The organism is Staphylococcus sp. HMSC072E01, from assembly GCF_001814125.1.
GTDB classification, from domain to species: domain Bacteria; phylum Bacillota; class Bacilli; order Staphylococcales; family Staphylococcaceae; genus Staphylococcus; species Staphylococcus hominis.
Genome location: NZ_KV814990.1, coordinates 373345 through 387876 on the forward strand (window position 1 = coordinate 373345; position 14532 = coordinate 387876).

Genomic DNA, 14532 nt, shown 5'->3' on the forward strand with positions numbered 1-14532 from the left:
ACCCGAAGTATTACCCAAAGATTAAAAAAGCAGCACCCATAAGGGTTACTGCTGTTCTACTCTTTTGACTCATCCTCCAAAGAATAAATCAATAAAGTCTCTACTTCGGTTTCTATCTTGTTTATAAAATTCGGTATATCCACATTTTTTACAAGTTATCGTCTTAAAATTATTATGTTGTACATCTAAAAATTTAGACAATCCTGATCCTGTTGCAGATAATGTACCTTCTTCTACTTCTGTATGACCACATTTTATACAACCTTGATTTTGGTTTTCTGACATAATGAATCACTCCTCTATTATATTTGTTGTTAGCTTACATAATACAATAACCCCCAAAATTGGGGGTTATTCATTAATTTGATATTTCATGTTTATAACATCAATAAATATGGATTTTCAATATATTTAGCAAGTACTTTTAAGAAATCAGCTGCGCCTGCGCCATCTAAGATTTGATGATCGAATGTTAAACTTAATGGGATACGAGAGATTTGTTTTACATTATCTCCTTCAAGAACAAGTTCTTTAGCTAGAGCACCGACACCTAAGATACCTGTTTCACCTAAATTTAAAATTGGTGTGAAGTATTCGATACCACTTGCACCCATATTCGTAATTGTAAATGTAGCGCCACTCAGTTGAACATCACCTGTATTTCCTTCACGTACTGCTTCAGCTGATGTTTTAATTTCTTTTGCTAAAGTGCCAATACTTTTAGTATCTGCATTATCAATGACTGGCACCATAAGACCATCGTCAAGTGATGTCGCAATACCTAAATGTACATCATCGTATTCTGTTAATTCACCGTTTTCATAACGAGCGTTCATTGCGCCATATTCTTTAAGTGCTAGGACTACTGCTTTAGCTAATAAAGCTGTGACTGTCAATTTTACATCTTGATCTGCATCTTTTAATTCTTCAGATAATCGAGCTTTAAAGTCTAATAAGCGATCTGCATTGACTTTGCGATGTAATGTTAATTGAGCAGTATTATTAAGACTTTGACGCATATTTTGAGCAATACGTTGACGCATTGGGTTTAGACCTTCACCAATGCTAGACACATCGACGTTTTGTGCCGTTGAAGATGCACTTTCGTTAGACGTACCCACTTCACCTTCATAATCATAGCCTTCTGAGTCTACACGTTGAATATCTAATTTTGTAATACGATCATTTCCACCTGTACCTTTGATTCTTGTGATATCAAGATCCTTATCTTTAGCCATATTACGTGCTAATGGAGAGATAAAGATACGTTCTCGTTGTTCAGGCTTTGCTTCTTTTTCTGTATCTTTTTTATCAGATTGTTCTTCATTTGAAGAATCTTGTTGATCTTCAGACGTTGTGTCGTTATCTTTATTCTCTTGGGTAGTTTCTTCAGAATCATCGTCATCGCTTCCTACGTCTTCGCCTTCTTCTCCGATGATACCAAGCACTGCTTTTACTTTTGCATCTTCGCCTGCTTGTACTTTAATTTTTAGTAATGTTCCGCTTGCAGGTGCTTCGACATCGTTTGTTAATTTTTCAGAGCTAATTGTGACAATGCTTTCGCCTTCTTCTACTGTATCACCTTCTGATTTAAACCACTCTTCTACAGTACCTTCTTTCATTGTCATACCGAGTTTTGGCATAATAATATTTTCACTCATTGTGATACACCCCCCTACGCGTTAGCCTTTTTTAAGTCATCAACTAATTCAGATGCGACGTCTAATACTTTATCTGCATTTGGAATATATGCCGCTTCTAAGTTTGATGCAAATGGTACAGGTGTATCTGGTGCTGTTACTTTTTTAATTGGACCGTCTAAATAATCGAATCCAATATCACCAATGACAGAAGCGACGTCACCAGCAATGTTACATTGTGGACTTGATTCATCAATAACAATTAAGCGACCTGTTTTTTTCACTGATTCTAACACTGTATCTTGATCCCATGGAGACACTGAACGTAAATCAATGACTTCTACTGAAACGTTATCTTCTTCAAGTCGATCAGCTGTTTCTTCAGCCACTGCAACCATTTTACCAATCGCGACAATCGTTAAATCATCACCATCTCGTGTGACATTGGCTTTACCAATCTCAATCGTATAAGGTTCTTCAGGAACATGACTTTTTTGACCAAGTAATGTTTTATCTTCTGAAAATACAACTAAGTTGTCGTCTTGAATCGCTGACATTAATAATCCTTTTGCATCATATGGATTTGATGGTACAACTACTTTAACACCTGGAATTGTTGCGAACATATTATATAGAGATTGAGAGTGCTGTGCTGCCGCACTTGCGCCAGCGCCATGAACGGTACGTACCACTAATGGAATTTTAGCTTTACCACCAAACATATATCTCATTTTTGCACCTTGGTTTAAAATTGGGTCTAAACCAAAGCCAATAAAATCGTTAAACATGAGTTCTGCGATGGGACGTAATCCGGTAGCTGCTGATCCTACAGCTGCACTTAATGTAATATGTTCAGAAATAGGTGTATCAATCACTCGTTTACGACTATATTTTTTAGCCAGTCCTTTTGTAACACCGAATACGCCACCAAATGTATCGTCGTCTTGAATATGTTCTACTTTTGCGCCACCTGAAACGTCTGTACCAATTAAGATGACATTTTCATCTTTCTCCATAGATTGATCAATCGCTTCATTAATCGCGCCCATAAATGTTAATTTACGTTCTTCACTCATCGTAAAAACCTCCTCGTCTGGTTAGGTTCGTTCTTATCTATTTCTTCGTTTTAGTGCTTTAAAGGTTTGTTATGCAAAAACATCTTTGTATAGTGAATCTTCATCTGGTAATTCACTTTCGTCCGCAAATTTCACAGCATCTTCTACGGCTTGTTCAGCTGTGTTTTCAATATCATCTGCTTCTTCTTCAGTTAACCAACCTTCTTCAATCGCTTGTTTTCTGAATTCTACAGTGGCATTTTTATCCGCATTACGATCATCTGGTGACTTAACTTTTTGTTCGTCACCTTCAAAGTGACCATATTTACGATACGTATCACATTCGATTAATGTAGGCCCTTCCCCTTTTTTAGCGCGGTCTACTGCTTCTTGTGTTGCTTTATAAACCTCTAAGACATCCATGCCATCTACACGTACGCCTGGCATATTATAAGCTGCAGCACGTTCAGCAATCGTTTCAGATGCACTTGCATAGTCGTGTGTCGTACCTTCAGCGAATTGGTTATTCTCACAGACAAAGATAACTGGCAAATTTAAAATTGAAGCGAAGTTTAAACCTTCATGGAATGTCCCTTCATTTGCAGCACCATCACCAAAGAAGCATACGGCGACATTGTCTTTACCTTGGTTAATAATTGAAATACTTGCACCAATCGCAAGACCAAAACCGCCACCTACGATACCATTGGCACCGAGCATCCCTTTGTCAATTTCGGCAACATGCATTGAGCCACCTTTACCATGACCTAAACCATCACGTTTACCCATGATTTCTGCCATCATACCGTTTAAATCACACCCTTTTGCGATAGCATGTCCATGACCACGGTGTGTACTTGTAATATAATCATCGTCAGTCAGTTGTGACATGACACCTGTGGCAACGGCTTCTTCACCGACATATAAATGTACAAATCCTGGGATTTGACCATCACTAAAAATTTTGTGTACCTTCTCTTCAAAAAATCGAATTTCATTCATTGTTTTATAAATCCAACGTGCTTGTTCTTTTTCCATTTTCATTGTCAATTCCTCCTATCTTTCATAGGGCGTAAGTGTAATAACTACATGTGAATTGCAGAACCAAAGTATGCATCCGCACCTTCGCCAATCGCTTCTAATAATGCGGGATGTGGTTGAATTATTTCGGATAATTCATAGATGGTACCTTCTGACGCTTTTACTCCTAGGATTTCGCCAATTAAGTCTGTCGCATGAGGACCTACCATAAAGGCGCCGAGTATTTCCCCATATGTTTGATCAATAACTAATTTTATAAATCCTTCGTCTTCCCCTTTAATGAGCGCCTTCGCATTACCTTGAAACGCTGATTGTGTGACTTTCACATCATATCCAGCTTCTTTTGCTTGCTCTTCTGATAAGCCAATGGATGCCGCTTCAAGTCGTGTATAAATACAACGTGTAATGTTTTCTTGACGAACAAGTGGTGGGTGTTCTCCAGCAAGTGTTTCAGCTACATGAATACCATGTGCACTTGCAGCATGTGCAAGTTGATAACCTTTGACTAAATCGCCAATCGCATAGACATGTTTTTGACTTGTTTGATAATGGTCATCCACTTTAAAGAATTTGCCATCCATCTCTAAATTTAAATCTTTAGCCACTTGTGTATTCGGTTGTCTACCTGTCGCGACAAGTAACGTGTCGAAGCTGACGTCATCTTGACCATCGAGTACAATTTTAGTTTTATCTACTGTTTTAATTTTCGCCTTTGTAATAATGTTAATACCTTGATTTTCTAAATGAGCTTTTAACAACTCACGTGTATCATCAATTTCAGTAAGTAAAATATCATCTGCCACTTCAACAATGGTTACGTTCACGCCAAGATCAGCCATTGATGAAGCGAGTTCTGTTGCGATGACACCACCGCCAATCACTGCTAATTGTTTAGGTAGTTGTTTTAAATCGAAAAATGTATCTGTTGTTTCATAATCGACGTTATCTAATCCATCAATAGGTGGTACAAATGGTTTACTACCTGTCGCTAAAATAATATCTTTACCTTGATACGTTTCATTATTTACTTTTACGTTTAAGTCTTTTGAAATGCTTGCTTCTCCCTCAATATAAGCTACTTTATTTTTCTTTAGTAACTGTTTAACGCCACCCGTAAGTGTTTGTACCACTTTCTTTTTACGTTGTACAAATTTAGGAAAATCGATATTTAATTCTTTCGTCGTCATTCCCCAGTCATTAGCAACTTGAATGCTATATGCTTTTTCCCCGTGTTCTAATAATGTTTTAGATGGAATGCAACCCACATTTAAACAAGTGCCTCCAGCATTGAATTTTTCGATGACTGCCACCTTTTTACCCAATTGTGCGGCACGAATGGCTGATACATACCCTCCAGGTCCTGCACCAATCACAATCAAATCATATGATTCACTCATGAATGAACGCCTCCTTCCGTAAGAGAACTTTTATCATTTTATTATAAAGAGATATTTGTAAGCGCTTTCTTATCTCTTTATATTTATTTTACATCTTATATTTTAAATTTTCAAATTATTTAGTATTTATTGTTTTTTATTTTTTCCATGCAAGTAGACATTAAAAATTTGGTGAAAATTTTAAAATAAAATCTATATAATTCTTATTTGAAGTACGTTATACTTTATTCAATATCACTTTTAAAAGGACAGTTAAACTATGATTCAAACTATCATTACTGCTGCGATATTGTATATCGCAACTGCAGTCGACTTACTTGTTATTTTGCTTATTTTTTTCGCGCGAGCACATACAAAAAAAGAATATAGAAATATTTATATTGGTCAATATGTAGGATCTGTGACATTGATTGTCGTAAGTTTATTCTTTGCCTTTGTCTTAAATTATGTGCCTGAAAAATGGATTTTAGGATTACTTGGTCTTATTCCTATCTATTTAGGATTAAAAGTAGCTATTTTTGATGATTGTGAAGGAGAAAAAAGAGCGAAACAAGAACTAGACAAACACGGATTAACTAAACTAATTGGCACGGTTGCGTTAGTGACGATCGCAAGTTGCGGAGCAGATAATATCGGATTATTTGTCCCTTACTTTGTCACATTAAGCGTCTCTCAACTCATTGTGACGTTAATCGTCTTTTTAGTTTTAATCTATGTCTTAGTGTTTACTGCACAGAAGCTTGCATCTATTCCTGAAATCGGAGAAACTGTAGAGAAGTTCAGTCGTTGGATCATGTCAGTGGTCTATATTGGACTTGGTTTATTTATTATTATCGAAAACCATACCTTGCAGACGATTTGGGGAATGTTATTTTAAATGAAAATTATAAAAGGACTCTAACCTAAGCTAGAGTCCTTTTATTTAAGGTTGTAATTTCATTATCGCACCAAATTGTTGTTGGGCATTTGTAAATGTGATGAACGTAATAAGTTCGACAATTTCTTTATCTGATAAATGAGACTTTAAGACCTCTGTGTACGTTGTAGGTATTTGATCTCCCAGTTTGATATAGACTTCTGTAAATCCAATACATATTGCTGATTTTTCATCTGTTAGACTCCCGGTAGGCTTGCCTTTTGCTTTACAATATTGGCATCCATTTTTCTGCGCTAGCATACGGCGTATCTCTTCTTTGAGTTTTGCGTTTAAAGCACTAGTATTTTCTAGTGTGTCACTCAATGCGGTCCACGTCTTCATAATGTCCTCATGATGACCTAATAATTATTGAAATAATGTATGACCTATGTGTGAGGATTCAATAATAGCCATGATATTTTTCCTCTATTTAGACTAAAGCCGCTTTTATTTTTTGTAGTCCCTTTTTCATTACTTCTCTAGGAACTGCAATATTAATTCTAATATGACCCTCTGCGTTATGAACAAATTGCTCTGCGCCTTCAATAATGACACCAGCGTTTTTAATAAAGAATTTTGCCATTGATTCATCAATATCTTTTTCTTTAATATAATAGCTTAAATCTACCCAAGCTAAATACGTCGCCTCTGGAATTTTAAATTCTGCATGCGGTAGTTCTTTTTCTAGGAAATCTGCTAAATAGTTAAAGTTATCATCTAAATAATGATTCATTGCTTGTAACCAATCTTCGCCTTTTTCATAAGCAGCTTGCGTGGCAACCACACTTAGAGGATTTTCTGTACCAAAGTGATGTGTGTTCCAAGTTTTTAGAAGTGATTCATTTTGAATAATGATATTTGAAAACATTAAACCTGCAATGTTGAAGGCTTTACTTTGAGACATAGTTGTAATGATTTTGTCGTAATCCGGGACAGCTTTGTCAAATGGGGTATGTGATTGACCTGAACGTTTGATATCACAATGGATTTCATCTGAAATGAGCCATACATCATTCTCTTTCATAATTTGACCTAATGTGGCTAACTCTTCTTCTGACCAGACACGTCCCGTTGGATTATGTGGATTCGCAAAAATGCATAATTTAATATTTTCAGTTTCTACTTTTTTACGTACATCATCAAAATCAATCTCATAATATCCATGATGATTGATTAGTGGAGAATACACTGTTGAAATATGATTTTTATCACATGCCATTTTAAATGGACCATAACTCGGCGTAACAATTAATGCTTTATCATCCTTATCACAAATATAACCTACAAGTTCAATTAACCCAGCCACAATACCATGAGAGAATACGAGGTGCTCTTGAGGGAAAGTGAAACCATAACGTTTCTTTGTCCAAGATACAAAAGCTTCATAATATTCAGAACCGAAGACGTTTGTGTAACCTAAAATTTTCTTATTTAAACGTTCACGAATCGCATTTAATACGACTTCTGGTGTACCGAAGTCCATATCTGCTACCCACATACGAATCAGTTCATCATTATCTTTTAAATCAGACGTATCTGCATTACCAAAAAGATAACCTTTGTAGCCTTCCACATTCATTGCATTTGTATAGCGACGATCAATGATTTCATCAAAATTGTAATTCACAAGATTTCCTCCTAAACATGTTCATGTGTTTTATCAATTATCATTCTAATACTTACGCTATATTCTGTATATTAACTTTACTTTTCATTCAACGCAGTAGACACGCTTTTTAAACGAAAAACTCTTCACTAATACAGTAGTGAAGAGTTTAAAATTTAATATGTTTGAATACATATATTATGCTAGACCATCAATGACGTATGTCACACCTAGGACTGCGAATGTAAATGCGATTAAGGTTGAAACAAAAATCATACCCATCATTGGATTAAATAATAAGATAATCCCTAAAATAATACCTAGGCTATTTACGATAATTGATAAACCACGTAATTGATGTTGTTGTGATAGTGTAAACAGACCGATAACCGAACTGAAAATAAACCAAAACGCAAACATAAATACAAAGAATACTGAACTTGCTCCAACATTAAATACAACTAGAATGCCAAAGATTAAATCAATAATACCATTAATTAAAATTAATTTTTTATTTACACCTACAAGTTTTTTTGCTGTACGACGGAATAAAAGTTGAATGACACCGCCTATCATAATGAGTAAGCCAATCAGCCAGGTAAGTGTATAGAAGTTTTGAACTGGATTACTAAATATAACCACAGCAATAATCAGTAATAGCGTACCAATGATTAAACTTGACCAATTTAATTTTCCACTATCTTGGGCCATTATTATCTCTCCTTTTTTATATTTAAAGATTACTACAAGTATAATTTATCTATTATTGGAATACAAAAACCTCACTAATCGATTGATTAGTGAGGCTACTTTTACGAATTCAAAGAATTGGTAAATTGTATACTAGTATGTACCACCATTAAGATTTTTCAAACAACTTTTGCAAAATTATTTTCAATCCCATTAATTTATAATTTTAATATAAAAAATATACCTAGTATGTGTTATTCCTCTTTAAAAATGGGTAAGTATGAATTACGTAAAAAATTTAGGAGGTATACAATGAGTAAAGCATTAGTAGTTGTTACAAGTGTTTCAAAATATCCTGATATGAATCGTCCAACTGGATTATGGTTAGGTGAAGTCGTTCACTTTGCAGATGTGTTATACAAAAATGGCTATGATATCGACTATATTAGTCCAGAAGGTGGCTATACTGCTATCGATCCTGCAAGTCTACAAGAAGATATGATGTCTGAATTAGATTGGAAATATTATCAAGATAAAGACTTCATGACACGTCTTGGTAGTACACTTACACCAGATGCCGTACGTGCTGAAGATTATGATATTATCTATTACGCAGGTGGTCACGGAACAATTTGGGACTTCAAAGATAATAAAGATTTACAAGAATTAACACGTAAAATTTATGAAAATAACGGTGCAGTTTCTTCTGTATGTCATGGTGCTATTGGTCTATTAAATGTTACAGATAGTAAAGGTAATTCTATTATTAATGGTAAAACTGTAACTGGTTTCTCTAATACTGAAGAAGAAGCAGTTGGCTTAGCAGATAAAGTTCCTTATTTAACAGAAGATGAACTTAAAAATCGTGGTGCACATTACGAAAAAGGTGACAACTGGAGTCAATTCGCTGTTATTGACGGTCATGTGATTACAGGTCAAAATCCACAATCTGGTAAAGCTGTAGCTGAAAAATTCTTAGAATTAAAAAACAATAAATAAGACACCCCGCAGTGTTAATAAAAAAGTTGGACCTTTCAATCTTTAGAAAGATCCGGCTTTTTTATTTACTCTACTTCATAATCATTTCAATGACAGCTCTAATATTTTTATCGATATATTTATCAACATGTTGAGCAAGGTAATAGTGACGTTTCACATTTAAAGTTGTTATCATTAATTTTTCATAATCTTCGGGATGAATTGCTGATTTTGAAATAATCGCAAACCCATTTCCATCCTCTACCATTTGTTTGATAATCTTAATATTATTAATTTCTATCAAATATGGATTTAATTTCAACTCAGAAAGACCTACTTCCTGATAAAACCTTGTTCCAGACCCTTTTTCTCTAACGAAACATATATCCATTCTAGGTTGAACCGATTTTTTGTAAATATACACCATTTCGTCTTCCATTATTTTCTTACATTCTATTGCATTATCTTGAATTTCCTTTTCTACAATACCTATATCTACTCTGTTGTGTTTAATATCATTTATAACAGAATCTGAATTATTAACACGTAAATGAATATGTAACTTAGGGTATTGTTGCATAAGACTGGTAAGCTGTTTTGATAATAAATATTCACCATATGTATAACTGCTTCCAATTGTTAAAGTGCCTGAGATGATTTCAGATTCCGATGTTAAGTTTTGCCATAATTCTTGTTCAATACTTTCCCGCTGCAATGCGTATTGTAATAGCTTTTCGCCATCTCTAGTTAGTTTTAAATATGGAGATTTAAATTCAAATATTTTAACATTATATTTTAATTCTAAACGTTTAATATCACGACTCACAGAAGGCTGCGAAGTATATAAATTTTCTGCTGCTCTAGTAAAACTTTCTGTTTTGATTACTTCAATTAATACCTTATACGGATCCATGCATCATTCTCCTTTAAGTCTAATATAACATTTTTGATATATATACAATACTTATTATTTATTTAACGCTATAACAATAACGTGCTAAGATTTCATATCGAGGTGAAAGTACATATGAAATCAATCACGCAGCCTTCATTTATGAAAGGTATTATGTTTACATTTATAATCGCAATGATCAGTTATATATTAGCTAAATTTCCTATTTTACATACGATTGGGGCATTAGCTATTGCTATTATTTTTGCGATGCTATATCGCCAAGTGATGGGATATCCAGAACACATTCGTCCAGGTATTACGTTCGCATCGAAACGTTTATTAAAATTTGCGATTATCTTATATGGGTTAAAATTAAATATGGGAGATATTCTAGGTAAAGGCTGGAAATTACTACTTATTGATATTATCGTAATTATCTTTTCAATAAGTTTAACTTTACTTTTGAATCAAATTATTAAAGGAAATCAAGATATCTCTATACTACTTGGTATTGGCACAGGAGTATGTGGAGCTGCAGCTATTGCAGCTACAGCACCAATCTTAAAATCTAAAGAAAAAGACATTGCAATAAGTGTAGGTATTATTGCACTAGTTGGAACTATATTTGCACTTATTTATACAGCTATCGAGGCTATTTTTAACATACCTACTATAACTTATGGCGCTTGGACAGGTATCAGTCTACATGAAATCGCTCATGTCGTCTTAGCAGCAGATATTGGCGGGCCAGAGGCAATGACATTTGCTTTACTTGGAAAATTAGGCCGTGTGTTTTTACTTATTCCATTAAGCATTGTCTTAATTTTGTATATGCGTTATAAGTCACACTCAAGTCAAGTACAACAAAAAATCGATATTCCTTACTTTCTCATTGGCTTTATCATAATGGCTTGTATCAATACATTTGTTCCTATTCCTTCATTACTTATGAATATTATAAATGTTATTACAACGGTATGTATGTTAATGGCGATGGTTGCTCTAGGATTGAATATCGTTTTAAAAGAAGTTATTTCAAAGGCACTTAAACCTTTCATAGTGATATGTATAACTTCAATTTGTCTGTCTGGTGTGACTCTCTTAGTTACTTCTATAATATTTAAATAAGTAAACATGTTATATGCTTATATTTAAAATAAAAAGCATGCATTTCACCATTTTGAAATGCACGCTTTTTTAATCATTATTCTTCAATGTTTGTTAAATCTTCTAAGATTAATTCTGAAGCGATTAATCCTCTATATTTTGCCCAACGTTCACGGTTTACATCGTGTACACGATCATTTCTAACTGCTTCAATATTTGACCACGCTTCTGATTCTTTTAATTTTTCATAATCTGCTTTGTTATCTTCATCTACCATAATCAATATACGTTCTGGATTGAAGCTTGCAAATCGGTCTGTATCTACTTTTAAGTAATCTGCACCCATATATTCAGGTAGGTGGTTCTCCATATCTTCAGGAATAGAACCATTAAAACCAACTTTTTGCAAGAATTGTCCAACATATGAATGTGATGCATGAACATATAAGCCATCATGTGTTGGTACAGCAGCAATAGTTGATACGTCTTTATCAAGTTTAATATCTTTGCTTAAGTCTTCAACTTTTTCATTGTGTTGAACAACAAGTTCACGGCCTTTATCTTCTTTAGATACGAGTTCTGCAATTTGTTTAAATGTTTCAATACTTTGGTCATAGTTAGCATCAAAACTTTCTAATAATACTGTTGGTGCTGCCGTATTTAATTTTTCAAACATTGATTCATGTCTTGTTTTATCTGCTAGGATTAATTGTGGTTCTGCTTTTTTAATTAATTCTGTATCAGGCTCCAAACGTGAACCAACAGATGTATAGTTACCTACTAAGTGTTTAATAGAATTTTCTAAGTTATTTTTATCTTTGTCATCAGCAATACCTGTGACATTCAATTCTAATTTAGCTAATGCTTCTACAAAAGAATATTCTAACGCAACGACTGATTCTAATTCATCTGGTATTTCTACGTTAACACCATTCGATTCAAATTCTTTACCCATAATATAAATCCCTCCAAATGAGATGACGTTTCATTTTTCATACAATATAGTTATTTACATTTTAGAGAAATTTAAACATTTCATTCTTCCGTAATAAAAACGATTAGTTACAAGAACTAACCGTTTTATTATTACCTATAGCATGTTTAATCTTAATAAATCGATCACGCCTGTTGAAGCGCCTGGGAAAGCAAAAATCAATTGACTTAATTCTTTGGCTGTTAAACGTTGATTAATGATAAATACAAGTAAGTTTACTAAATCATTGGCAGCATCTGCATAGATTTCAACACCTACTAAGTGTTTATGTTCATCTAGTACAATATACATTTCAGCTTCTGTTTCATTCTTATATTCGAATACCATTTGTTTACCGAATGGCACATGTTTTACTGTATATTGATCATTTTCTTTTGCGTCTTCTACAGTTACACCAATTTGTGATAAACGTGGAAGCGAATAAAGTACCGAAGGAATAGCTGGATATTTAATTTCATCTTGTACCATACCTAAAATATGTGCAGCAATATAGTTTGATTCAAACGTCGCAGTTGGCGTTAATTTAGGAATCGTTTTATCTAAAACGTCACCGCTTGCGTAAATATTTTTAACATTTGTTCTTAAGTACTCATCTACTTCAATACCTTTTTTACTATAATTGATACCGACATTTTCTAATCCAATACCTTCAACATTTGGAACTCTTCCTGTTGCATCAAGTACATATTCTGTATTGATTGATAATCCAGATTCAGTTGTTAGTGTAAACGCGTCTCCTTCTTTTTTAACTGCAGCTGTATTTTCATTTAGATAGAATTTAACGCCTTCATCTTCTAATTTTTTAACTAATTTATCTACATGATTACGGTTAAATCCTGGTAAAATCTCATCTGTATGATGAACCACATGAACGTCAGCGCCAGTTTTAATCATGATAGATGCAAATTCGATACTGATAATTCCGCCACCAATGAATGTGATACTTTTTGGTGTGTCTTCCATCGATAAGAAGTCACGGCTATCATGTGTATATTCTTTACCTTCGATAGGTAATTTATTGCTATGTTGACCTGTCGCAACGACGATATTTTCAGTTTCAATCGATTCACCATTTACTTCAACTGTATGTTCATTTTTAATTACACCTGTACCATCATATACATCAATACCTTGTTGTTCAAATAATGATTTTAACTGACCAGCCATTGGATCAATCACTTTATGTTTATAATCCATTAAGTTTGACCAATTTACTTTAAGATTTTGTGATTCAACAATACCAGGATAGTGTGTTGCTTCTTCTAACACTTCAAATGGATTTTCAAGTAAGATTTTAGCATTACAGCCCCAGTTTGTGCATGTTCCCGCAATACGCTCTTTTTCGATAATTGCTACTTCTTTACCTGCATGTTTTAATGTTAAAGCTGCGTGCCAAGCTGCATGTCCACTACCAATAAATGTAACGTCGTATGTTTTCATTTAACTCATCCTCTCCTTTATTTTTTATTGAGTTGTTTCAAACCATGTTCTAATTGTTCTAATACGTCTTTTGCTTGGTTATATTTCGTTTTATCAAAATTTGAAGGTAAACATTCGGCTACCGCTTCAAAAACTGCTTCTTGTTGTTGATGTGCTTTTTCAGTAAGTGTCACCATCAGTTGACGTTTATCAGTTTCAGAACGTTCTCTTATGACCCATCCTGATTGTTCTAATCTTTTTAAAAGTGGTGTCAACGTATTACTTGATAAATCAAGTTGTCTACCAATCTCATGTAATGTTCGATTATCTTCTTCCCATAAAGCCAGTAAAACTAAATATTGAGAATACGTTAATCCAAATGGCTTTAGTTGTTGTTCATAAAATTGAGCAAATAAGCGACTCACATTATATGCAGAAAAACATAATTGATTCGCTAAAGTCATCTCGTTCTTGTCCAATACAACACCTCTTTTCAATCGTGCAAGATTTATTTTAGTATAAACAATCGCGCGCGATTAATCAAATGATAAATATCCAAACATTTCTAAAATGTTGAAGGTGCGGGATAGAATTTATTTTAAATTTGTTGTTTCACTCCCTAATACTTTTGCTATTTTAATTAGAAAAGACTCACTTTCCTTTAATAAAAAGAAAAGTGAGTCTATGATTTACATATGTCCAATCGATAAATATTTATTTCTTTAATCTTCTTTTCGTAGTTTCCCGTATTCTTCCGTTATTAATTCAGATGCTTCACTATTAATCAGACTTTT

General features: G+C 33.8%; 14 protein-coding genes and 1 pseudogene. 3 read left to right on the forward strand and 12 right to left on the reverse strand.

Going from position 1 to position 14532, the window contains the following annotated elements:
* Positions 1–69: 69 nt before the first annotated feature.
* The 5 genes from HMPREF2953_RS10285 to lpdA all read right to left on the reverse strand — a co-directional run bounded on the left by HMPREF2953_RS10285 (position 70) and on the right by lpdA (position 5133).
* Entirely contained in the window at positions 70–285 is a 216-nt protein-coding gene (locus HMPREF2953_RS10285) for a zinc ribbon domain-containing protein (RefSeq protein ID WP_070673246.1), read from the reverse strand.
* A 92-nt stretch (positions 286–377) separates the two neighbouring features.
* Positions 378–1661: a dihydrolipoamide acetyltransferase family protein gene (locus HMPREF2953_RS10290; protein ID WP_070673248.1), complete on the reverse strand. Its 1284-nt coding sequence runs from the start codon at positions 1659–1661 to the stop codon at positions 378–380.
* Between the two features lie 14 nt (positions 1662–1675).
* Positions 1676–2716, reverse strand: coding sequence for an alpha-ketoacid dehydrogenase subunit beta (locus HMPREF2953_RS10295; RefSeq protein ID WP_070673250.1), 1041 nt, complete (start codon positions 2714–2716; stop codon positions 1676–1678).
* A 69-nt stretch (positions 2717–2785) separates the two neighbouring features.
* A complete protein-coding gene (locus HMPREF2953_RS10300; RefSeq protein WP_002449327.1) occupies positions 2786–3739 on the reverse strand; it encodes a thiamine pyrophosphate-dependent dehydrogenase E1 component subunit alpha in 954 nt (317 codons plus the stop codon).
* A 41-nt stretch (positions 3740–3780) separates the two neighbouring features.
* Complete coding sequence (gene lpdA, locus HMPREF2953_RS10305; protein WP_070673252.1) at positions 3781–5133, reverse strand: dihydrolipoyl dehydrogenase; 1353 nt, start codon at positions 5131–5133, stop codon at positions 3781–3783.
* Between the two features lie 259 nt (positions 5134–5392).
* On the opposite strand from lpdA, the gene HMPREF2953_RS10310 reads away from it, so the two are divergent.
* Positions 5393–6010: a CadD family cadmium resistance transporter gene (locus HMPREF2953_RS10310; protein ID WP_070673254.1), complete on the forward strand. Its 618-nt coding sequence runs from the start codon at positions 5393–5395 to the stop codon at positions 6008–6010.
* A 45-nt stretch (positions 6011–6055) separates the two neighbouring features.
* Here HMPREF2953_RS10310 and HMPREF2953_RS10315 read toward each other — a convergent pair.
* The 3 genes and pseudogenes from HMPREF2953_RS10315 to HMPREF2953_RS10325 all read right to left on the reverse strand — a co-directional run bounded on the left by HMPREF2953_RS10315 (position 6056) and on the right by HMPREF2953_RS10325 (position 8366).
* A pseudogene (locus tag HMPREF2953_RS10315) lies at positions 6056–6463 on the reverse strand (carboxymuconolactone decarboxylase family protein).
* A gap of 16 nt (positions 6464–6479) precedes the next feature.
* Positions 6480–7676, reverse strand: coding sequence for a 3M3SH-releasing C-S lyase (locus HMPREF2953_RS10320; RefSeq protein ID WP_070673256.1), 1197 nt, complete (start codon positions 7674–7676; stop codon positions 6480–6482).
* A gap of 177 nt (positions 7677–7853) precedes the next feature.
* Entirely contained in the window at positions 7854–8366 is a 513-nt protein-coding gene (locus HMPREF2953_RS10325; RefSeq protein WP_070673258.1) for a DUF308 domain-containing protein, read from the reverse strand.
* A 291-nt stretch (positions 8367–8657) separates the two neighbouring features.
* Here HMPREF2953_RS10325 and HMPREF2953_RS10330 point away from each other — a divergent pair, with 291 nt between their 5' ends.
* A complete protein-coding gene (locus tag HMPREF2953_RS10330) occupies positions 8658–9344 on the forward strand; it encodes a type 1 glutamine amidotransferase domain-containing protein (RefSeq protein WP_070673260.1) in 687 nt (228 codons plus the stop codon).
* Between the two features lie 70 nt (positions 9345–9414).
* Here the strand turns inward: HMPREF2953_RS10330 and HMPREF2953_RS10335 are convergent, their stop codons facing one another.
* Positions 9415–10236, reverse strand: a complete 822-nt coding sequence (locus HMPREF2953_RS10335; RefSeq protein WP_049335323.1) for a LysR family transcriptional regulator — start codon at positions 10234–10236, stop codon at positions 9415–9417.
* A 114-nt stretch (positions 10237–10350) separates the two neighbouring features.
* On the opposite strand from HMPREF2953_RS10335, the gene HMPREF2953_RS10340 reads away from it, so the two are divergent.
* Positions 10351–11346 carry a YeiH family protein gene (locus HMPREF2953_RS10340; RefSeq protein ID WP_070673262.1) on the forward strand — a complete coding sequence of 332 codons (996 nt, stop codon included), beginning with the start codon at positions 10351–10353 and terminating at the stop codon, positions 11344–11346.
* A gap of 76 nt (positions 11347–11422) precedes the next feature.
* On the opposite strand, the gene HMPREF2953_RS10345 is transcribed toward HMPREF2953_RS10340, so the two are convergent.
* From HMPREF2953_RS10345 to HMPREF2953_RS10355, 3 genes are all read right to left on the reverse strand, one after another.
* A complete protein-coding gene (locus HMPREF2953_RS10345) occupies positions 11423–12280 on the reverse strand; it encodes an ABC transporter substrate-binding protein (RefSeq protein WP_049382209.1) in 858 nt (285 codons plus the stop codon).
* 135 nt (positions 12281–12415) lie between these two features.
* On the reverse strand, positions 12416–13759 hold the full coding sequence (locus tag HMPREF2953_RS10350; RefSeq protein WP_070673264.1) for a dihydrolipoyl dehydrogenase family protein: 1344 nt from the start codon (positions 13757–13759) through the stop codon (positions 12416–12418).
* A 17-nt stretch (positions 13760–13776) separates the two neighbouring features.
* Complete coding sequence (locus HMPREF2953_RS10355; protein WP_049382207.1) at positions 13777–14217, reverse strand: MarR family winged helix-turn-helix transcriptional regulator; 441 nt, start codon at positions 14215–14217, stop codon at positions 13777–13779.
* Positions 14218–14532: the final 315 nt, after the last annotated feature.